Source organism: Pseudomonas sp. D2002, assembly GCF_013385735.1.
Lineage (GTDB): Bacteria > Pseudomonadota > Gammaproteobacteria > Pseudomonadales > Pseudomonadaceae > Aquipseudomonas.
Map to the genome: position 1 here is coordinate 185,269 of NZ_JACAPL010000003.1, position 19,162 is coordinate 204,430.

The window sequence follows — 19,162 nt, forward strand, 5'->3', positions numbered from 1 at the left end:
TTGTAACAGGTGATGTCTGTCAGCTTGCTGAACTGGCAGGCCTCAGGAAGCGCACGCGACGGTCGGTTACTGCAAAGGTGAAGCCGATCAAGGTCAGCAGCGACTGGAGAACAGCGGCAGCACCAAGCCTGCGTCCTGGCGCTGCCCACTGCGGCGCTCATACAGGGTGGCCAGCGTAAGCCCCAACGCGGCGGCCAGTGGCAGCAAATACATAACCAGCCCGACGCTTTGGCCGCTATTGCTGTATTGCCCGGCGATCACGATACAGGCCCCAGCAAAGCTGATGATCAGCCCGGCCCACTGCCAGCCACCGCTGCGCTCGGCGCTGCTGCCGGTCGATAACGCCGCCGTCATCAAGGGCTGCAGTGCCGCGATGATGGCGGCTGTACCTGCTGTGCGATACCGGCAATGCACTGGCCTTGCACCTGCATGAGCAAGTCAGGCACTTCAAGGTGTAAACACTGGGCACAAAAAAGCCCGCTGACCGTTACCGGTTCAGCGGGCTTCTTACAGCGGTTTAACCTTTGGCTTACAGCGCCAGGTCAGACGCCGGCTTGCTCGGCTCAGCCGCAGGCTTGGCAGCCTCGGTGGCCTGGTTCGCCTTTGGCGCGTTCAACTGCGGAATCGCAGGCGGCGGCGTCAGTTGCAGGATACCGGCGGTGTAGGCCCATTCCTTGGCAACAGCTTCAGGGCTGTCGTTCAGCTTGGTGCCGTAGCTCGGTACGATCTGGTGCAGCTTGGCTTGCCACTCAGGGGTCGCCACCTTGTCCTTGAACACTTTTTGCAGCACGGTCAGCATGATCGGAGCCGCGGTGGACGCGCCTGGCGATGCACCCAACAGGCCTGCGATGGTGTTGTCGGCGGAGCTGACCACTTCGGTGCCGAGTTTCAGGACGCCGCCCTGCTCTTCGTCACGCTTGATGATCTGCACGCGCTGACCGGCTTGCCACAGGCGCCAGTCTTCTTTCTTGGCGTTCGGGAAGTACTCTTTCAGCGCGTTGTAGCGGTCGTCATCCGACAGCATCAGTTGGCCGGCAAGGTACTCGACCAGTGGGTATTCACGAATACCGACTTTGGTCATTGGCCAGATGTTGTGGGTGGTGGTGCTGGTCAGCAGGTCCAGGTACGAGCCTTCTTTCAGGAACTTGGTCGAGAAGGTCGCGAATGGGCCAAACAGGATTACACGCTTGCCATCCAGCACGCGGGTGTCCAGGTGCGGAACCGACATCGGTGGCGCGCCAACCGAAGCCTTGCCGTAGGCCTTGGCCAGGTGCTGCTCGGCGATGGCCGGGTTATCGGTCACCAGGAACGAACCGCCAACCGGGAAGCCAGCGTATTCCTTGGCTTCAGGAATGCCCGACTTCTGCAGCAGGTGCAGGGCACCGCCGCCGGCGCCGATGAACACGAACTTGGCGTCGGTTTCAGTCTTGGTGCCGTCTTTGAGGTTTTTGTAGCTCACACGCCACGAACCGTCGGCGTTCTTGGTGATGTCCTGCACTTCGCTCGACAGTTTCAAGTCAAACTTCGGCGTGGTTTGCAGGTGGGCAACGAACTGGCGGGTGATCTCGCCGAAGTTCACGTCGGTGCCGATCGGGGTCCAGGTGGCCGCGATTTTCTGGTTCGGGTCACGCCCTTCCATCATCAGCGGAACCCACTTGGCGATTTGCGCCGGGTCTTCGGAGTACTGCATGCCGGCGAACAGCGGGCTCGCCTGCAGGGCTTCGTAGCGTTTTTTCAGGAACTTGATGTTGTCATCGCCCCACACAAAGCTCATGTGCGGTGTGGAGTTGATGAACGAACGCGGGTTCTTCAGCACGCCCTGCTGGACCTGCCAGGACCAGAACTGACGGGAGATCTGGAACGCTTCGTTGATCTCGACCGCTTTCGGGATCTCAACGTTGCCGTTCTTGTCTTCCGGGGTGTAGTTCAGCTCAGCCAGGGCCGAGTGACCGGTACCGGCGTTGTTCCAGCCGTTGGAGCTTTCTTCGGCCACGCCATCAAGACGCTCGACCATCTCCATCGACCAGTCCGGCTGCAGCTCGTTGAGCCAAACACCCAGGGTCGCACTCATGATGCCGCCGCCGATCAGCAGCACATCGACTTTCTTTGCCTCTTCCGCCTGAACGGACGTGATCCCCATCGACAAAGCCAGCCCCAGCAGGGCAGTGTTTACTTTTTTAAACATCAGTAGCACCTATGATAAAACGCCATCCGCCCCACCGCCCCTGATCATGGGCAACCCTCAATCACGCCGCGCCAGGCAGCGCGCCGCGGGGTTTGCACATTCACATGAGAACCGCAGGGTGGGCACACAAGGCCGACGTATCGACCTCACTGTTTATGTCCCTTCTGCGCTGACTTTTTATCATTATTGGCTTCAGCTACCTGGGCGACAGCCAACCGCCGGGACGTATACGGGTGTACGCACCGGGGAAAGACTAGACCAAGACGGCGCGCAGAATATCACGCTAAACGGCGTTTATGCGTCCTTTGGCCAATTGACAGCTCTAAATCGCCGGTTTTAACCCGTCAGTGTCAAGCCTGACAGGCGCGACGTGGCGTCACAGGCGTTTAGATGAAACTGAACTCTGCTGCAAACGGCTGTTCTAGACACCTTCGCCGTTGCTTGCGTAGCATCGGCGGCAGTCCTTCGTGCAATCCTTCCAAACAGAGTTACCCATGACTATCCAGCAAACACCCGGGCACGTACTGCCCGCGCGCAGCGCCGCCAAAATGGAAGCTGCCATGGCCGTGGGCGCCTTCGCGATCGGCACCGGCGAATTCGCCATCATGGGCTTGATGCCCGACATCGCCCACAATTTGAACTTGAGTGAACCGCAAGTCGGCCACGCCATCAGCGCCTATGCCCTCGGCGTCATGGTCGGCGCGCCATTGCTGGCCATCCTCGGCGCCAAGCTGCTGCGCAAACACATGCTCTTATTGCTGATGGGCCTGTACGCCCTGGGCAACCTCGCCACCGCCTTCACCCCGACCTTCGGCTCGCTGGTGGCCTTCCGCTTTATCAGCGGCCTGCCCCACGGCGCCTACTTCGGCATCGCCGCCGTCGTCGCCTCCAGCATGGTGCCCAACGACAAACGCGCCGGCGCCGTGGCCCGTGTGATGATGGGCCTCACCCTCGCCATGCTGCTCGGCAACCCCATCGCCACCTTCCTGGGCCAACACCTGGGCTGGCGCTCGGCGTTCGCCCTGGTCAGCGCCATCGCCGTGTGCACCCTCTTCCTCGTCTGGCAATTCGTCCCCGACCGCCACGACGAACCACGCAGCGACCCGCGCAAAGAACTGCGCGCCTTCACCAAACCCCAAGTGTGGATGGCCCTGTCCATCGGCGCGATTGGCTTTGCCGGCATGTTCTGCGTGTTCAGCTACCTCGCCCCGACCATGCTCGAAGTGACCAAAGTCTCGCCACAATGGATCCCCTTCGGCCTCGCCGCGTTTGGCGTCGGCGGCATCATCGGCAACATCGCCGGCGGCAAACTGTTCGACCGTATGCAATTTCGCGCCGTGGGCTTGATATTGGTGTGGTCGATAGCCGTGTTGCTGTTCTTCCCCTTCGCGGCATCGTCGCTGTGGGGCGTGCTGCTGAGCATGGGCCTGGTCGGCACCATGGTGGCGTTGGCCGCACCGCTGCAAATCCGCCTGATGGACATCGCCCACGAAGCCCCGAGCCTGGCGGCAGCCTCCAACCACGCGGCATTCAACCTGGCGAACGCACTGGGGCCGTGGTTTGGCGGGATGGCGATCACGGCGGGTTACGGCTGGACCAGCACCGGCTACATCGGCGCCGCCACAGCGCTCGTCGGCCTAGGCATCTACCTAATCGCCCGCCGCATGAAAGGCGGCCACTGATATTTCCCACACCACCACAACCCAATGTGGAAACTCCAATGTGGGAGCGGGCTTGCCCGCGATAGCGGTGGGTCAGTCAACCAACAAATGACTGCCCCACCCCCCATCAATCATCATGCAACAACCCCGACCCATACTCCCCATAACTGCTCCCCAACCCACTCCCGCCAAAATTCATCTTGGCCGCCTTGCTCGGGCTATGGTCCCCAAACGCCTGACATCCGCCTGAAAAACAAGGGTCACTGCTCCCGCCCGACGAACCCGTCGAACAAGCGCCCAACAGCAGCGTGCCAGCAATCATCACGACTTTAACCAGGTTCGAGATCATGTTTTCAGTTCCCTATGGGCTGGACGTGCGGGGGGCCTCTCTTGCAGAGGATCGTAGACCTCAAAGGCACTGGGGATTATGAAATTTTGCGGGGTGACAGCAGGGGTTCAGGTTGCCGCCTTGGGTAAGGCGGCGGGGTTGGGGTCAGGCTGTGGCTGGGCTGGCGGCAGGTGCGACTTGCTCTTGGGCTCGGCTGACGAGTAGCGCGCTTAGGTCGATGAGTTGTTGGATGCCGAGGAGGATGGCGCGGTGCGGGTCTTCGAGGTCGAAGGCCAGGGTGGCGGCCATTTGGTTGGCGGAGTCGAGGTTTTCGGCGGCGTTGGCTAGGAGGGTTTCGCTGTCGATGTTGGGGCTGACTGAGAATAGGTTGCCGGGTGGGTGGTCGGCGGGGGCGGTGTCGCCAGATGATGGCAGATAATGGTGAATTGCTCGCTGGGCAGCCGTTTGTAGCTTGGCATCGTCGGGCGTAGTGTCTTGATCGACATAAGGATTGCGTGATTTGTTAGGCATGGGCGAAGCTCCAAATAGTTTCGGGAGTTAAAACGCCTTAGCAATACGGACTTCCACCTCCGGCCGCTGGGTTTGCAGCGGCTGGAGGAGGTTAGCGACGGGTGGTCTGACGGGCAAGCTGAGAAAAGCGTGGGACGATTCCTAGGGTTCACTGTGGCCTGACCCCGACATACATTTAATAAAATAATTTTATGGCGGAAACTTAGTCTGAGGTAATCAGTCTGTATGAATAGTGGCAGGTTGCCAGCCCCATTGATTCGCTCAGGCATACCAAGCCATTCCGCCCCCCAGACTTGATCAAGGAGTTCGAGACAAACATTCATAAGTATTCCCATTTACCATTCAAAAAAAACTTTCGCGCGTGGCCGCGACACCTAATATTTTTTCCTGTGATATCGAGTTATCTCGAATGGAGATTTAATGAACCTTAAGATTGCTCTGCTGGGTTCGATTATTCTATTTTCGCCCCTGCATCAAGCCTATGCTGACACGTGCAGTAAGAATATCTATAACGGTTACGATTGCAGATATGACGATGGAACAACGTCTACCAGCAGCGCTAATATTTATGGTGGCGAGAATACCCGCTACAGCGATGGCCGCACATCGCAAAGCAGCGCCAATATTTACGGTGGGCAAGATACTCGCAACAGCGATGGCACTACCTCGCGAAGCAGTAGGAACATTTACGACGGGCAGGATACCCGCAACAGCGATGGCACTTCGGCGCGAAGCAGCGGAAACATTTATGGCGGGCACGATACTCGCTACAGCGACGGTCGCTCTTCGAGAAGCAGAGCCAATATCTATGGCGGGCAAGATACTGATCATTAGAATAGATCATTACCGTACTAGCTTGGACATTCACCTCGGAAATTAATGGAACTCTCCGGAGGGCCGTTTTGTTGCCCTCTAGGATGTCGCACCTAGCATTATTGCGACAACGCTGTATTTACTGCCTGCATATCGGTGCAAATCGGGGTCAGACCACGATATCTGACGTACTGGCCCGCCTCAGATATCGACACATTCCACACGAAGCAATATCCAATGCGATGTGCACCACAGCATCAACAATAACCGCACCTTTAAATGGATGACTACTTTCAGATAAAAGAAAAATCATCCTCTAAAGTCACTAAGAGTAAAAAACGTTGCCTGCCCATTGAGAACGATAGACTCCAGGTGTAATCCCCGCCCAAGATTTGAAAGCACGGTGGAAGGTGTTTCCGTCCTCAAAACCCAACAAATACGCTACTTCAGCAAAGCTGATGTGCGAACGGCTCAAGTAATGCTCGGCAAGACTGCGCCGCGTCTCCACCAGCAACTTTTGATAGCTGCTGCCTTCAAGTTCCAGTGCGCGCTGCAAGGAGCGTTTGCTCATCGCCAGCCGTTGCGCGACCGTATCGATGCTCGCCTGGCCGCTTGGCAATAACTCAAGCAGCAAACCCTGCACACGCTTGCGCACGCTGGCGGTGGCGTCCAATTCACTTAAGCGCTTGTCCAGCAGCGGCTGAAAAAACGCCCACATGGGTTGGTTTGCTGTCAGGAAAGGCCGCTTTGAATCACTGTCGCTAAACCTGATTGAAGGCTTGATGCCCACCGTGACAGCGCAGCCGAAAAACGCTTCGTAAGGGCGGCAATCATCGGGTAGCGTCGGTAATTGCACACGTATCGGGCAGATTCGATGACGGGTTGCCAGGCGAGCCAGTTGAGTAAAAAACACCAGCTCTGTCATTGCGGTGCTGGCAGGCCATGACGGCACCACCTTCGGAAACTCTACACTCACCTCCATGAAGGCCGCTTGCTGCTCAATGTGCAACACCAGAGGCCCGATCAGCGCCTTGTAGCTGGCAAGTCGCCGCAGGGCGACCTCCAGGTTCGGGCTGCACAAGCTTGCAAATAGGGGAGGGTCAAACGCTTCGGCGGTAATCGCTTTGCCTATGATCAATGGCAGTTCTTGCCCTTGGGTCAACTGCTCCAGTGCGAGCCAAAGCTGGCAATACTCTATCGGGTTCACGCTCGCCTCTGGCCGGGCGAAAAGGTCGTCGGGAAGCTTGGCAAGCCTCAGCACATCGGCAACGTTCGCGCCGAGATCAGCAATGACCAACGCCCACCCCGGATGCACCGAAAACTGCGTAGCAGGCCTCATAGGTCTCGCTCCTGTCACCGCACCATAGCCATCATTATCTTGTCGTAAATCCGGTCACCCAACCATTTGCGGATGGACATCAGTGGCCGCGCATATTTACCCCCAACATAGCGTGTTTTGGGATGGGCGCTACGCACAGCCTTCAACACCAGGTCGACGATGACCTGGGGCTTGGACAGCGAACCGGGTTTATACGACTGCCGCGTGGCAGCGGCGACCTTTTGGGCCATGGCATGGTAAGCACCGTTTTCCGAGCGGCGAAGCATGGGTTCCAGCATGACCGCCCCAAACTCGGTGTCGATCGCGCCCGGTTCAATCAAGACCACGTTGATACCGAACTGTCGAAGCTCCAGGCGCAAACAATCCGACCATCCTTCCAGGGCGTGTTTGGTGGCGTGATACCAACTGCCTAGCGGGGTGTAGACCTTGCCCCCCATGGAGGAGATATTGATGATCAGGCCTTTGCCCTGGCTACGCATACCCGGCAGCAAGGCCTGCGTCAGTCGTGCAAGCCCGAACAGGTTTACCTCGAATTGATAGCGGGCGTCATCGATCAGGGTGTCTTCCATCGCCCCGTATAATCCAAAGCCGGCATTATTCAGAAGCACATCTACCGCACCGTGCTGACTTTTAATGTGGGTAACGACTCGCTCCACATCCTGCTCGCTGGTGATATCCATCGCGAGTGTAATCGCCCCCAACCGGCGCAGTTCCGTCATCTGATCCACGCGCCGGGCGACGGCGTAAACGACCATGCCCTCCCCCAACAACGCCTGCGCGAAAGCCTTCCCCATCCCGGAAGAAGCGCCCGTTACCAGTGCTACTCGACTTGATTGCTTCATGGAACAAACCTCCGCCCGACTCAATGTGAGTGAAGGTTATCGCCAGGCCAGGAAGGAGGCATTGGTAAGACACGCCAGTTGGCATGCCAATGACGCCAACTCGAAGTCGTCGACACTAAAGCCCCGCCACGTCCCCCACAAACACCCTACTTTGACCCCAACCAAACACGAGGGATATCGGAGTCAGACCACGATACTCCGGCAGTGATGTCGAACAAATCACTTCCGGATACACCTCGCGACGACCTGTCGATTCAAGCGAGTGTTCCACGGTTTAAGATGCCCCACTAGCGTCCACCATTGAGGCCACCATGACTGGAATATCCCTGAACCTACCAGAAGCTATGGACGTTCTTCGCGACTACATCGAGCACGAACAAGCGCTGACCGCCCAGATCGAGCTGGCAGTAAAAGAAGCCGACCAGGGCAACTTCGCCACCGATGACCAGGTGGCGGGGATGCGTGCCGGCGAATAGCAGTAGCTCAAGGCCTTCACCCGTTTCATCGAAACCGACCAGATGCTGTACAAGGCCATGAAAGCTCGTAAAGTAGATTTTTAAAGCGATCCCAGTCACCCGTTTTATTTACAAGCGATGTAGAACATTAGAAGACGACAAAATAGTGTTATTAGCCAGATGAGCAATGGATCAATAACAGCGCAAAGGCCCGCACTCGTCACTTGCCCCCGGCGTAACCCCTAAATTGAATCGCCCATTGTAATGAGGCAAATCTTTTAAGATCATCTAAAGCGTGATTATCGATATCGGGCTTTACATCACCAATACGATAATTACCCATACCCAAAAAACTGAACACCCTAAACGTCTGAATTCGTGGTTATTTTGGAAAATCAAGCTTTCCCATTCGCTGATAGCGCTCCAAATCTTTCCCACTTAAAAAACGGCCACCCGCAAAATACCAACCCGTCAAATCATGTGCCGGACACTCCTCCCAATGCGGCTCATATCCCGCAGGAATGGTAGGCAGTATGGCATCTATCCGCTCCCGCAATTCAATCATCTCCCTATATGACTTACCATAACCTCCAGGCTTATTTTCAGATTCTACAACCTCATAAATGCCATAAACGCCAACACCATTAACATAAACAAACCCTTCTTCTGCTTCAGTCAATCCTACAAACGCCCATCTTTTCATAATAAGCCTCACGATCAAAATGACATAAAATTTGCACACACCGGCATGGTGAGGGCAATCCAAAAAAGAAGAACCTGTGAGAACTGACAGTTTTTAATACAAAATAGCGATAGAGGCCATTACAAAAACTTCAAACTTTCAGGCGTCCCTTTAAAACGTCTCTTTGCATCCCCTCCACCCACAAGCGGGAAAAGGTGAGATCGCGTGCAGATGGTGCCCCCCGGGCGTGAAGGTAAACCGCAGAGCTGACCACGTCTGGTTACCATGGCTGGCCCTGCGCGCCGGGCCTGACCGTGAGTGGGATCCGCCAACCCTCGACGAACAGGTGCTCCTGCTCAGCCCATCCGGCCAGTTCGCCAACGGCGTCGTCATTACCGGTTTGCCAAGCGACCACATACCGGCCAACGACGACCGCGCTGGCCTGGTTAGCAAGGGCGGAATCGACATCGTCGGCCCCATCAATCACTAGGGCAGAGCAAATTACTCTGCCGCAGCGTCTTCAATACAATTGAAAACATCCGGGTTCGCATTCTGCAGCATTTCCGGCACATATTAACTACAATCGGTCAATGGACTCCGCAGTCCTGTTTTGTCTGATTAGGTTATAGAAGTTTGGCGTGACGCGTCTCAAAAAAGTAATTAGATCCTTGTAATACAAAACTAATGCCTCATGACCTTCGTCCATTTGGGTGTACCTGAAAAGCACAGAAATTAAGAGCATCCAAAATTCGGAGAAGAATAACTTTTCAATGCCCAGGCAAAAAAAACCCAGCTTACGCTGGGTTTTCTCTTACAAGTCTATATATCACTCAAACGTGTATTTATTCTCAGACAAGAATGCTGGACTTCTCCAGTTTGGCCCTTTTGTCAGGGTTAAGTCCTTATAAACAACCAACCCCTCTAGCGCCATATTGTGAACCAATTTCATAAGCTCAAGATTGTTGCCAATATTGATCCAACCGTTTCGACTGTACAGCCCATCTAATCTTGGGTATGAGATGCCACTTTCACTTCGAGTTGCGAAAAGAATGACATCCTCGGGAGTTTCTGATTGCACTATTTTAGTAATAACACTCATTTTGCTTCTCTCTCTACTTGCGCATCATCAGCTTCTATCGCTTCCGTAGTGTAAAATAAATCAAATCCATCTTTAAGCCTATAGTCCTCTAAGGTAGCAGTATGGGCACTATTCCAGATGGCATCATCATTCGGTTTCACACCATCTGCGATTCCCAATGCCCTATACCGCTCAAGCTCTCGAATTTCATGTGTGTAAAAACGTTTATCAATATCAGTAATAGATATCTGACCACTCAAAATTTTCTCAAGTCGGTCAAGCATAATTTTATTAGCGTCTGATGTATCGAATCTTGACGTATGCAACTTAACCAGATCAATACCTTCCTGAGTCACCGTTGCCGTTGTCCAATCAAGATCTTGGGTTGGCCCTCCGGCTTTATCAGGATTGTACATCCGTCCGCTGTGTTCACCTTTCGTGGTAGCGCCTTCGTACGGATTACTAAATACCACATAAATCGGCGGCAAACCCGAATCTGCGGGGTACACGTAGATACCATCTCGGATGGTCAACTGCCTGGCAATCGGAAACGGCTCAGCTTTGACCTCAATTGGCGTCAGTGTGATGCCGGCATATACCGGATTTTCCACTGGTTGCGCTGGGGACGCCGTTGAACTATCACCTGGTGCCGCGATTGGAAATATCAGGGTGATCGGCGGTGTATCGGTTGTAGAAAACGTATAGGCGTTGGCCAAAGGGTCAAGCACCAACGCCCTTACCGGAACAGTGGGAGCCAGTCCCCCAGTGACCTGGGTGGCCACTACCGAATACTTCGATTGATCACCATAAATCCGATATGGCACATCAACCGTCCCACCAGCCGCCGCTACCTCGAGAAGATTACCAGGCAGGTCAGGCGCAAGTTGCTTAGCTGGCAGGTCCAGCATCGTCGCGGGCAACTCCCCGTTGCCAAGGGACTCTGAATATGTCAAAGCTCCAATACCGACTGCCGTGGCCGCACTCACAACTGTACCCAGCGCTACCTTAGCCGCTTGAATCGCCGCCTCCAACGTAATGCCTGAACCTGCCGTGACGGCAATAGAGCCTGCTGCCGTACTCAGTTGCGTAGCACCGGCTGCGGTAAGCCTGAAGGTGTGAGCTGCTTTAAATGCTGCGGCTTCAGCGACTAGCCTAGCAGCCTGAGCTGCTGCGGCTTCAGCAGCTAGCCTGGCAGCCTGAGCTGCTGCAGCTTCAGCGGCTAGCCTGGCGGCTTCAGCTGCTGCGGCTTCAGTTGCTACCCTAGCAGCCTCTACCGCTGCCGCCTCATCCGCAATACGTTTAGCTTCTGCTGCGGCTCTCGCCGCTTCCGCAACTGCCGCCTCATCGGCAATACGTTTGGCCTCGGCGTCTGCGCGTGCTTGATTAGCCTGTGCCTGAAGGTGCGGCTTCAGGGCATTCAAATAATTGATCTCGCGGTTGCTATATTTTGCAGCATACGCAGCCTCAAGTGAGGCGTACCATTCTTTATAGTTTTTATCCGGAGGATAATTTGTCTTGCTTCCGCTGATTGCATCTTTAATAAACTGCATAGTCGGGAAACCAAAGAAGTCTCCATAGTAGTACTTATCAGCAATCACTTTTTGGGCGGCGACCGCCTGTGTTTTTTGAGCGATTAGCGTATCTACCGAACGAATATGCTGTTCGATTTTATCGACTTCGCTCGCAGGGCTACCTTCATTTTGCTCTATTGCAGTAATGCTTTTTGCAATAGATTCGGGCATCGACTGAAGTTTCGTTGCAAAAGTCGCCTCTTGGTCCTTAACATTCCGGGCAATCATAGGGGGATATGTGTTAAGTACATAATTACGCGTTGCAACGTTAATGAGCTGTCCTGTGTGACTATGTGAAAAATCACTGTCACCACCACCTCCTCCGAACGTCTGAGGTTCATATTTATTAACGTCGCTGATTACAATTGGTGGGAGATAAATTGTGTCACCATTAGCCATAGTGAATTTCCTTTTCGCTATATTCAGTACAAAAATTCTCATATCTCAGTAAAATGAACGACTGGTTATCTCATCACCTTACTAGGCTCTGACGAACGGCTTCGGCTCCAGGTTTTCTGTTTCTGAGAAGCTCAACGAACAAAAAAACCCGTCTTCAGCGCCCTTCATCACGCTGCACAAACACTGTATGTACATACAGCTATAACGGCAACGAAAAATGCATTTGTGCATATTTAAACCGACAAGTGGTAGTGATTCCTATTTGCCATTACCACTGAAATGTAATCGGATTGGTAAGTGAACTCTGGCTATTTGCGGGTAACGTGAGTTTGCAGGTTTTCATATGCGAGCCGCTGTAGTTGATGCCCGCTGAGCCCAAATCTGTAGCGGATGTCCGCCGCTCCAATGCTGCGGCCTCCTGCACTTGTGAGCATCTGACGCTGTGTGGGTGAAAGTGTGAGTGCGTAAAGGTCGAGGGATTCCGGGGTCAGACCACGAAATCCCACGTGATGATCGCGATTAGATCCCCGACGCACTTCATACCGCACAAAGTGCTAATGGCACTGAAAACACCTCTCCGACACCCAACACCCATCCCTGATAAACTGCGCCCCATTCGCCTCGCTAACTCAGATTCCCCCATGCCCCTACAAACCGCTCCCCTCTCCCGCCGCTTCTCCGTCGCCCCGATGATGGATTGGACCGACCGCCACTGCCGTTACTTCCTGCGCCTGCTCTCCAAGCACGCCCTGCTTTACACCGAGATGGTCACCACCGGCGCAATCCTGCATGGCGACCACGACCGCTTCCTGCGTCATAACGAGGCCGAGCACCCGCTTGCACTCCAGCTGGGCGGCAGTGTCCCCGCTGACCTCGCCGCGTGCGCTCGTATGGCTGAGGCTGCCGGTTACGATGAGGTGAACTTGAACGTCGGCTGCCCGAGTGATCGGGTGCAGAACAATATGATCGGCGCGATCTTGATGGCACACCCTGCCCTGGTGGCGGATTGCGTGAAGGCGATGCGTGATGCGGTGTCGATTCCGGTGACGGTGAAGCATCGTATCGGGATCAATGGGCGTGACAGTTATGCCGAGTTGTGTGATTTCGTCGGGACGGTGAGGGATGCGGGGTGCACCAGTTTTACCGTGCATGCGCGGATTGCGATTCTGGAGGGGTTGTCGCCGAAGGAGAATCGCGACATTCCGCCGTTGCGCTATGACGTGGCGGCGCAGTTGAAGCAGGATTTCCCTGAGTTGGAGATTGTGCTGAACGGTGGGATTAAGACGCTGGAGCAGTGCCAGGAGCATTTGCAGGTGTTTGATGGGGTGATGTTGGGGCGGGAGGCTTATCACAATCCGTATTTGCTGGCGCAGGTGGATCAACAGTTGTTTGGCAGTGCGGCGCCAGTGATTAGTCGGGCGCAAGCGTTGGCGCAGTTGCGGCCTTATATTGCCGAGCATTTGGCCAGTGGTGGGGTGATGCATCACATTACCCGGCATGTGTTGGGGTTGGGGACTGGGTTTCCGGGGGCGCGTAAGTTTCGGCAGTTGTTGTCGGTGGATATTCATAAGGCGAGTGATCCGTTGGCGTTGTTGGATCAGGCTGGGGAGTTGTTGGAGGGGCGGTGAGGGGTTGGGTGTCAGTGGGTTTAGTTGCTGGCTGATAGGCCGCTTTCGCGAGCAAGCCCGCTCCCACAGTTGGATTGATGTATGTCTGGAGGCTGGTGGTGTCTTTGCCGCCGCCATCGCAGGCAAGCCAGCTCCCACATTTTGACCGGGGTGGTCATCGGGCAGTTGGGTTGAACCTGTCGGCGGTTTTGGTCTCCTAGTTAGCAGTACAGCCGGTGATTCAAACGGCTGTTTTCAGGTTGTTGCCCTCGCAAACGATCGAACGCATTTGCGCCCTTGAGCGCTTGTCGGCGCTCGGGTAATGTCATCAGACCCACAGGACAGAGCACGCCCATGACTTCCAAGCTGGAACAACTCAAGCAATTCACCACCGTCGTAGCCGATACCGGCGATTTTTCTACCCTCGCCAAGCTCAAGCCGCAAGACGCCACTACCAACCCTTCCCTGCTGCTCAAGGCCGCTTCGATTCCAGGCTATGCCAAGCTGCTGGATGAGTGCGTGAAGGACTGCAACGGCGACGTAGGCCTGGCCAGCGACCGTTTTGCGGTGGCGGTAGGTCAAGAGATTCTGAAAGTAGTGCCGGGCCGTATTTCCACTGAGGTGGATGCCCGTCTGTCGTTCGACGAAGCCGCCATTCTCAAGCGTGCGCACCGTCTGATCGACCTGTACGACAAAGCCGGCGTCAGCCGTGACCGCGTGCTGATCAAGATCGCCTCCACCTGGGAAGGCATCCGCGCGGCGGAGAAGCTGGAAAAAGAAGGCATTCAGACCAACCTGACGCTGCTGTTCTCGTTTGCCCAGGCCGTGGCCTGCGCCGAGGCTGGCGTGTTCCTGATTTCGCCGTTCGTGGGCCGTATCTACGACTGGTACAAGAAGGCCAACGGCAACGACTACACCGGCTCGGATGATCCGGGCGTGCAGTCGGTGACGCGCATCTACAACTACTACAAGGCCAATGGCTACAAAACCGTGGTGATGGGTGCGAGCTTCCGTAACCTCAGCCAGATCGAAGAACTGGCCGGCTGTGATCGCCTGACCATCAGCCCGGACCTGCTGGAGAAGCTGGCGGCGGATGAAGGCAAGCTGGAGCGCAAGTTGGCGCCAGGCCATGCCGGTGAAGCGCGGGTGCATTTGACTGAAGCGCAGTTCCGTTGGGAGTCCAACGAGGATGCGATGGCGACTGAGAAGCTGGCGGAGGGGATTCGTCAGTTTGCTCGGGACCAGGAGAAGCTGGAGGCGTTGTTGACTGCCAAGCTGTAAGGCAGTCGGCGACAAAAAGGGCGGCACCTGTGAGGGTGCCGCCCTTTTTTTGTGGTCGCTGATCTTAAGCCGAACTCAGTGCAAACTGTGGGAGCGGGCTTGCTCGCGAATGCGGTGGGTCAGTTATGAATGTACTGACTGACACACCGCTTTCGCGAGCAAGCCCGCTCCCACATTGGAATTGGGTTTCAACTGGGAGGCTAGTGGCGTTCCAGGGCGTTCACAAGGTCGTGGAAGGCTTCGCGGTTGGACTCGTTCAAGCCCATCAGGATCTTGTGCGCTTCCAGCACCTTGACCCGTACCACTTCTTCGGACTGGTCTTGCGACGGCAGGTCGGTCAGGCATTCCGGGCACGGGATCGGGCGGTCAACGATGTTGAACACCTGGTCGAAGCCCATGGACTGCAGCAGACGGGTGATGTCTTCGTGGGTGGTGACCACAGTCGGCAACAGGCCGACCTTCTGCCGAGACAGAATGGACAACTTGGCCAACAGGCCCAGGGTGGTGCTGTCGATGCTGCGGGTTTCGGTCAGATCGATCACGATCGCCGAGAAATTCAGGGCTGTGAAAATCCGCTCAATCGTTGCATCCAGCGCCGAACACAAGGTCAGGCGCACTTCACCGACAAACTTCAGGACGAAGGTCCCGTCTTGCTCGGCGAATTGGATTCTTCCGGTACTCATCAAAGATTCCTGCTCAACACCAATAGGGCGATATCATCCGGCATCTCCCCTAGCGTGGCCAATCCAAAAACCTGCCGCAGGCCATCCAGGCTGCCGCCCGCCGACTTGACCTTTTGGGGCAAGGCGGCTTCTTTCTCTTTGAGTGTAGGCTCTGGAAGAAGGTCCAGGATGCCGTCGGACATCAGCGTCAGGCTGAAGGTCGGCGGCAGTTCCAGGATGTGGTCTTCGTAGGTGGCTTCATTGAACAAGCCCACCGGCAAACCACGCCCTTCCAGGTAACGCACACTGTCTGGAGTGTATAAAACCGGCATCGGCAGGTGACCGCCGATGCTGTAGGTCAACAGACCTGTTTCTTCATCAATCACGCCGCCGACCATCGTCACGTGCTTGCCCAGCTTACAGCTGATCAGGCCTCGGTTGATGTGGCCCAGCACTTCGGAGGGGGTGAACTCCGGCAAGGTGCCATTGCGCTTGGATTCGAACAACAGCCGTGTGGTCATGAACTTCAACAACACGGTGACAAAAGCAGAGGAAGCACCGTGGCCGGAGACGTCGGCCAAGTAGAACGCCACGCGGCGCTCGTCCACGCGGAAATAGTCGACAAAATCACCCGACAGGTACAACGACGGGATGATCTGGTGCGCGAACTTGAACTCATCGATGGTCCAGGGGCTCACCGGCAACATGTTCATCTGCACCTGGCGACCGGCGTTCTGGTCCTCCTGGAGCAGGTTGAGACTGGCTTCGAGTTCGCGGTTGGCGGTTTCGAGCTTTTCGCGGTAGCGCTGGTTTTCCAGCAGCAGGCGGGCACGGTCGAGTGCGCGGCGCACCGAGTGCTCCAGCACGGCCAGGTCTTCCAGGGGCTTGATCAGGTAGTCGGCGGCGCCCAGGCGCAAGGCCTCGACGGCGTCGTTCATCACGCCGGCACCGGACACGACAATCACCGGCGTCTGCGGCGCAAGCTCGGTCACCTGGCGAATCAGCTCGAGGCCGCCCATTTGGGGCATGCGCAGGTCGCAGATCACGAGGTCGGGCTTGTCGCGCTCGAACACCTGGAGACCCTGTTGGCCATTGCTGGCCTGCAGGACGCTGAAGCCACTGTCTTCCAAATAGGCCGCGAGGCTCGCGCGCACTACTTCGTCGTCATCGATTATCAGCAGCGTGGCACTGGTTTTTTGCATGTGGGCAAACGGCGCCAGAATTAGGTTGGCGTAGGCGGCTCGGCAATGGCCGGGCTCACGTACTGGATTCGCTTTCTAGCCACTCTGTCCTACAAAGCACTGGGATTTTGCCCATGCACAAAGGTAAAGCAGAGGTGCCCTTCTAAGGCGCAGACGGTACTCCCATCCGTCAGGGGTTTCAAGCTCATGCCGATGGTCGCCGGGCGTCTTTACACCGCAAATCACCGGGAGTTATAAGAACACCCACGACCACAACACAAAGTAAGGATGGAACCCGTGAGCGAACACGAGCGCGACTACGCCGAAAAACGCGATTTCATCCGCATGCGAGTGGATGCCGATGTGTCGTTGATCCACGCCGGGCAGGAGATTGCCGGGGTCTGCGTGGACCTTTCCAGCTCTGGCATGCAAGTGCAGGCGCCGCGCCAGTTTAAGGTGGGCGACCGGCTGACCGTGCGCATCGACTCGGAGCATGCCTCCCTTTCGGGACTGGAGGCAGATACCGAAGTGGTATGGACCAAGGCCACGGGTGAAGATCAGCACCTGGGCCTCAAGATCCTGAAAATGCACTGAAAAACGCGCACAAAAAAAGGCGACCACTGGGGTCGCCTTTTTCATTTCAAAACGTCACGGCTTAAAAGTCGTCGACAACCTTGCCGTCCTTGACCTTGAACTCGCGGTTCTGCAGGTAAGCGTTACGGATAAAGGTGTACTTGTCGCCGGTGATCAGCTTCTCGCTGTCGAGCAAGCTGGCACGGGTATCGACGATGTTCAGGCCGAAGGTGCTGTTACGCCAGCCGATGTCGTTCATGTAGCGGTACGGTTGGGTGTAGCTGTCGACGTATTTGGACGGCGCATCACGCAGGGTGCTTGGGCCGAGCAATGGCAGCATCACGTAAGGACCACTGCCGACGCCCCAGTAGCCGAGGGTCTGGCCGAAGTCTTCATCGCTGCGTTGCAGCCCCATTTTGGTGCCGACATCCACAAAGCCCAGCACGCCGAAGGTGGTGTTCATCAACAGACGGGCGGTGTCCACGCCGGCAGCGTGCGGCTTGAGCTGCAGCACGTTGTTGGCCAGGTTGCCGACATCGCCGATGTTGCGGAAGAAGTTGTGGATGCCCGTTTGCACAAATTGCGGAGTGACAAACTGATAGCCCTGGGCGATGGGCTTGAGGGCGTAGGTATCAACGGTGTCGTTGAAGGTGAAGATTGGGCGGTTGACGCTTTCCCATGGGTCGTCTTCCGACGCCGCCTGGGCGGCGAACGGCGCCAACAGAATTGTGGCACACACAGATAGCTGAGCGAAGTACTGGCTCCAGCGCATAGCTTTGGCTCCTTGAATGGTCTGTCATGGGCGCTATGCCCTGAATAAGATCGTCAGTATATGACGGAAGTGTTGAATTAGGCAGCTATGGGGAATCGACATACGTAAAATGCACAAAATTCCTACAATTACCGTCTATGTCATTTGCTTGTCATCCCGCCCCGTTAGCGTCGTGGTTATTTCAGGGATGTCGAAATGCCTCACGCCGAGATTGCCGTCGCCAGCGCCCCCTCTTTAACTGCCGTGCTGTTTGGCCTAAGTGGCTGCCTGGTGGATTTTGGTTCCCAGGCGCGCACCGATTCGCCCTCCCCCGACTCCCACGCCACGCCGGGCGCGCTGAAAATCCTGCGCGGCCTCAAGGACCAAGGCGTGCCTTGCGCCTGGCTGGATGAGTTGCCGCCCTCAGTGACCACCCCGCTGGCCGCCGTGCTGCCCGACTGGGTCAAGGCGGCGTCGCCCTCCTCCATCCGCTGGCCGGCCCCGCATGCGTGCTGGCAAGCCTTGATGGAATTGAATATCGAACGCCTGGAAGGCTGCGTGCTGGTCAGCGGCGAGCCGCGTTTGCTGCAAGCGGGCCTGAATGCCGGGTTGTGGACGATTGGCCTGGCCTCCTGCGGTTCACTGTGCGGCCTGGCACCCGAGCAATGGCAGGCGCTGACCGAGCAGCAACGCGAGCACAAACGCGGCAAAGCCACGGTGGCGCTGTATGGGCTGGGCGTGCATTCGGTGATCGATCACCTTGGCGAGCTGGGTACGTGCCTGGCGGACATCAGCCTGCGCCGGCTCAAAGGCGAGAAGCCCTGATAGAGATCATGCACTGAGGCTGCCGGTGGATTAATCTACAGGTCAGCCCGTAGACCTTTCCCGGCGTGCCGCGGTCTATGCCAGTGCCTATCGATAAAAGGAAGAACGTCATGCCTGCCCGCGAACAGCTGAAAGACCAAGTCAGAGAATTGCGCGAGCAATTGAACAGCGACCCGCTGATGTCTGCAGAAAAACGCGACGAATTGGAGTCATTGATTGCCGAACTTGAGGTTCAAGAGCCCTTGGAAGGCGCGATCCAAGACCCGAGCATTGCCGATGGCGTGAACCTGGCGGTTGAACGCTTCGAACTGGACCACCCAGGCATTGCCGGGACCTTGCGCAATATTGTGGTGACCTTGGGCAATATCGGGATCTAACCCGACCCCCAACCCAAGCCC

The 19,162-nt window shown here is 56.2% G+C and carries 19 protein-coding genes and 2 pseudogenes; 9 read left to right on the top strand and 12 right to left on the bottom strand.

The window, feature by feature from the left end:
• Positions 1 to 67 precede the first annotated feature (67 nt).
• Positions 68 to 390, bottom strand: a pseudogene (locus tag HX783_RS04110) (EamA/RhaT family transporter); the annotation flags it as partial.
• Between the two features lie 139 nt (positions 391 to 529).
• Positions 530 to 2,185, bottom strand: a complete 1,656-nt coding sequence (gene mqo / locus HX783_RS04115) for a malate dehydrogenase (quinone) (RefSeq protein ID WP_177016057.1) — start codon at positions 2,183 to 2,185, stop codon at positions 530 to 532.
• 494 nt (positions 2,186 to 2,679) lie between these two features.
• Between mqo and HX783_RS04120 the strand changes: the two genes are divergently transcribed.
• Positions 2,680 to 3,867: an MFS transporter gene (locus HX783_RS04120; protein WP_177016058.1), complete on the top strand. Its 1,188-nt coding sequence runs from the start codon at positions 2,680 to 2,682 to the stop codon at positions 3,865 to 3,867.
• 106 nt (positions 3,868 to 3,973) lie between these two features.
• Here the strand turns inward: HX783_RS04120 and HX783_RS29890 are convergent, their stop codons facing one another.
• Together HX783_RS29890 and HX783_RS04125 are read right to left on the bottom strand one after the other, a co-directional pair.
• Positions 3,974 to 4,195, bottom strand: coding sequence for a hypothetical protein (locus tag HX783_RS29890; protein WP_256347105.1), 222 nt, complete (start codon positions 4,193 to 4,195; stop codon positions 3,974 to 3,976).
• 144 nt (positions 4,196 to 4,339) lie between these two features.
• Positions 4,340 to 4,705 carry a DUF6124 family protein gene (locus HX783_RS04125; RefSeq protein ID WP_177016059.1) on the bottom strand — a complete coding sequence of 122 codons (366 nt, stop codon included), beginning with the start codon at positions 4,703 to 4,705 and terminating at the stop codon, positions 4,340 to 4,342.
• A 420-nt stretch (positions 4,706 to 5,125) separates the two neighbouring features.
• On the opposite strand from HX783_RS04125, the gene HX783_RS04130 reads away from it, so the two are divergent.
• Entirely contained in the window at positions 5,126 to 5,539 is a 414-nt protein-coding gene (locus HX783_RS04130; RefSeq protein ID WP_177016060.1) for a hypothetical protein, read from the top strand.
• Positions 5,540 to 5,843: 304 nt separating this feature from the next.
• On the opposite strand, the gene HX783_RS04135 is transcribed toward HX783_RS04130, so the two are convergent.
• Both HX783_RS04135 and HX783_RS04140 read right to left on the bottom strand, forming a co-directional pair.
• Positions 5,844 to 6,857 (bottom strand): AraC family transcriptional regulator, encoded by a 1,014-nt coding sequence (locus tag HX783_RS04135; RefSeq protein ID WP_177016061.1) that lies wholly within the window; start codon positions 6,855 to 6,857, stop codon positions 5,844 to 5,846.
• Between the two features lie 14 nt (positions 6,858 to 6,871).
• Complete coding sequence (locus HX783_RS04140) at positions 6,872 to 7,699, bottom strand: oxidoreductase (protein ID WP_177016062.1); 828 nt, start codon at positions 7,697 to 7,699, stop codon at positions 6,872 to 6,874.
• 311 nt (positions 7,700 to 8,010) lie between these two features.
• On the opposite strand from HX783_RS04140, the gene HX783_RS04145 reads away from it, so the two are divergent.
• Positions 8,011 to 8,175, top strand: coding sequence for a hypothetical protein (locus HX783_RS04145; RefSeq protein WP_177016063.1), 165 nt, complete (start codon positions 8,011 to 8,013; stop codon positions 8,173 to 8,175).
• A gap of 361 nt (positions 8,176 to 8,536) precedes the next feature.
• Here the strand turns inward: HX783_RS04145 and HX783_RS04150 are convergent, their stop codons facing one another.
• Positions 8,537 to 8,857, bottom strand: a complete 321-nt coding sequence (locus HX783_RS04150; RefSeq protein ID WP_177016064.1) for a hypothetical protein — start codon at positions 8,855 to 8,857, stop codon at positions 8,537 to 8,539.
• 217 nt (positions 8,858 to 9,074) lie between these two features.
• On the opposite strand from HX783_RS04150, the pseudogene HX783_RS04155 reads away from it, so the two are divergent.
• A pseudogene (locus tag HX783_RS04155) lies at positions 9,075 to 9,323 on the top strand (phage baseplate assembly protein V); the annotation flags it as partial.
• Positions 9,324 to 9,662: 339 nt separating this feature from the next.
• Here HX783_RS04155 and HX783_RS04160 read toward each other — a convergent pair.
• Together HX783_RS04160 and HX783_RS04165 are read right to left on the bottom strand one after the other, a co-directional pair.
• Positions 9,663 to 9,935, bottom strand: a complete 273-nt coding sequence (locus HX783_RS04160) for a hypothetical protein (protein ID WP_177016066.1) — start codon at positions 9,933 to 9,935, stop codon at positions 9,663 to 9,665.
• Complete coding sequence (locus HX783_RS04165) at positions 9,932 to 11,884, bottom strand: S-type pyocin domain-containing protein (RefSeq protein WP_371317656.1); 1,953 nt, start codon at positions 11,882 to 11,884, stop codon at positions 9,932 to 9,934. The genes HX783_RS04160 and HX783_RS04165 overlap by 4 nt, the downstream gene beginning before the upstream one ends.
• Positions 11,885 to 12,525: 641 nt before the next feature.
• Between HX783_RS04165 and dusA the strand changes: the two genes are divergently transcribed.
• The gene (gene dusA / locus HX783_RS04170) at positions 12,526 to 13,512 is read left to right on the top strand and encodes a tRNA dihydrouridine(20/20a) synthase DusA (RefSeq protein WP_177016067.1); all 987 of its coding nucleotides are present in this window, start codon (positions 12,526 to 12,528) and stop codon (positions 13,510 to 13,512) included.
• A gap of 333 nt (positions 13,513 to 13,845) precedes the next feature.
• Positions 13,846 to 14,772, top strand: coding sequence for a transaldolase (tal, locus tag HX783_RS04175; protein WP_106576911.1), 927 nt, complete (start codon positions 13,846 to 13,848; stop codon positions 14,770 to 14,772).
• Positions 14,773 to 14,972: 200 nt separating this feature from the next.
• Here the strand turns inward: tal and rssC are convergent, their stop codons facing one another.
• Together rssC and rssB are read right to left on the bottom strand one after the other, a co-directional pair.
• Entirely contained in the window at positions 14,973 to 15,455 is a 483-nt protein-coding gene (gene rssC, locus HX783_RS04180) for an anti-sigma factor antagonist RssC (protein ID WP_003172602.1), read from the bottom strand.
• The gene (gene rssB, locus HX783_RS04185; protein WP_159954928.1) at positions 15,455 to 16,636 is read right to left on the bottom strand and encodes a two-component system response regulator RssB; all 1,182 of its coding nucleotides are present in this window, start codon (positions 16,634 to 16,636) and stop codon (positions 15,455 to 15,457) included. Before rssB ends, rssC begins: the two co-directional genes overlap by 1 nt.
• 276 nt (positions 16,637 to 16,912) lie before the next feature.
• On the opposite strand from rssB, the gene HX783_RS04190 reads away from it, so the two are divergent.
• Positions 16,913 to 17,209 (top strand): PilZ domain-containing protein, encoded by a 297-nt coding sequence (locus tag HX783_RS04190; protein ID WP_177016068.1) that lies wholly within the window; start codon positions 16,913 to 16,915, stop codon positions 17,207 to 17,209.
• Positions 17,210 to 17,270: 61 nt separating this feature from the next.
• Here HX783_RS04190 and HX783_RS04195 read toward each other — a convergent pair whose 3' ends face one another.
• The gene (locus HX783_RS04195) at positions 17,271 to 17,960 is read right to left on the bottom strand and encodes a VacJ family lipoprotein (RefSeq protein ID WP_159954926.1); all 690 of its coding nucleotides are present in this window, start codon (positions 17,958 to 17,960) and stop codon (positions 17,271 to 17,273) included.
• 195 nt (positions 17,961 to 18,155) lie between these two features.
• Here HX783_RS04195 and HX783_RS04200 point away from each other — a divergent pair, with 195 nt between their 5' ends.
• Positions 18,156 to 18,764 (top strand): HAD family phosphatase, encoded by a 609-nt coding sequence (locus tag HX783_RS04200; protein WP_177016069.1) that lies wholly within the window; start codon positions 18,156 to 18,158, stop codon positions 18,762 to 18,764.
• Positions 18,765 to 18,874: 110 nt separating this feature from the next.
• Positions 18,875 to 19,141: a DUF4404 family protein gene (locus HX783_RS04205; RefSeq protein ID WP_058419628.1), complete on the top strand. Its 267-nt coding sequence runs from the start codon at positions 18,875 to 18,877 to the stop codon at positions 19,139 to 19,141.
• Positions 19,142 to 19,162: the final 21 nt, after the last annotated feature.

What these genes read in the sequence shown, in the direction of transcription:
- HX783_RS04135 (WP_177016061.1), bottom strand. Translation starts at nt 6,857, where the DNA reads ATGAGGCCTGCTACGCAGTTTTCGGTGCATCCGGGGTGGGCGTTGGTC.
- tal (WP_106576911.1), top strand. Translation starts at nt 13,846, where the DNA reads ATGACTTCCAAGCTGGAACAACTCAAGCAATTCACCACCGTCGTAGCC.
- HX783_RS04200 (WP_177016069.1), top strand. Translation starts at nt 18,156, where the DNA reads ATGCCTCACGCCGAGATTGCCGTCGCCAGCGCCCCCTCTTTAACTGCC.
- HX783_RS04145 (WP_177016063.1), top strand. Translation starts at nt 8,011, where the DNA reads ATGACTGGAATATCCCTGAACCTACCAGAAGCTATGGACGTTCTTCGC.
- HX783_RS04160 (WP_177016066.1), bottom strand. Translation starts at nt 9,935, where the DNA reads ATGAGTGTTATTACTAAAATAGTGCAATCAGAAACTCCCGAGGATGTC.
- HX783_RS04165 (WP_371317656.1), bottom strand. Translation starts at nt 11,884, where the DNA reads ATGGCTAATGGTGACACAATTTATCTCCCACCAATTGTAATCAGCGAC.
- HX783_RS04140 (WP_177016062.1), bottom strand. Translation starts at nt 7,699, where the DNA reads ATGAAGCAATCAAGTCGAGTAGCACTGGTAACGGGCGCTTCTTCCGGG.
- HX783_RS04125 (WP_177016059.1), bottom strand. Translation starts at nt 4,705, where the DNA reads ATGCCTAACAAATCACGCAATCCTTATGTCGATCAAGACACTACGCCC.
- HX783_RS29890 (WP_256347105.1), bottom strand. Translation starts at nt 4,195, where the DNA reads ATGATCTCGAACCTGGTTAAAGTCGTGATGATTGCTGGCACGCTGCTG.
- dusA (WP_177016067.1), top strand. Translation starts at nt 12,526, where the DNA reads ATGCCCCTACAAACCGCTCCCCTCTCCCGCCGCTTCTCCGTCGCCCCG.
- mqo (WP_177016057.1), bottom strand. Translation starts at nt 2,185, where the DNA reads ATGTTTAAAAAAGTAAACACTGCCCTGCTGGGGCTGGCTTTGTCGATG.
- rssC (WP_003172602.1), bottom strand. Translation starts at nt 15,455, where the DNA reads ATGAGTACCGGAAGAATCCAATTCGCCGAGCAAGACGGGACCTTCGTC.
- HX783_RS04150 (WP_177016064.1), bottom strand. Translation starts at nt 8,857, where the DNA reads ATGAAAAGATGGGCGTTTGTAGGATTGACTGAAGCAGAAGAAGGGTTT.
- HX783_RS04205 (WP_058419628.1), top strand. Translation starts at nt 18,875, where the DNA reads ATGCCTGCCCGCGAACAGCTGAAAGACCAAGTCAGAGAATTGCGCGAG.
- rssB (WP_159954928.1), bottom strand. Translation starts at nt 16,636, where the DNA reads ATGCAAAAAACCAGTGCCACGCTGCTGATAATCGATGACGACGAAGTA.
- HX783_RS04120 (WP_177016058.1), top strand. Translation starts at nt 2,680, where the DNA reads ATGACTATCCAGCAAACACCCGGGCACGTACTGCCCGCGCGCAGCGCC.
- HX783_RS04130 (WP_177016060.1), top strand. Translation starts at nt 5,126, where the DNA reads ATGAACCTTAAGATTGCTCTGCTGGGTTCGATTATTCTATTTTCGCCC.
- HX783_RS04195 (WP_159954926.1), bottom strand. Translation starts at nt 17,960, where the DNA reads ATGCGCTGGAGCCAGTACTTCGCTCAGCTATCTGTGTGTGCCACAATT.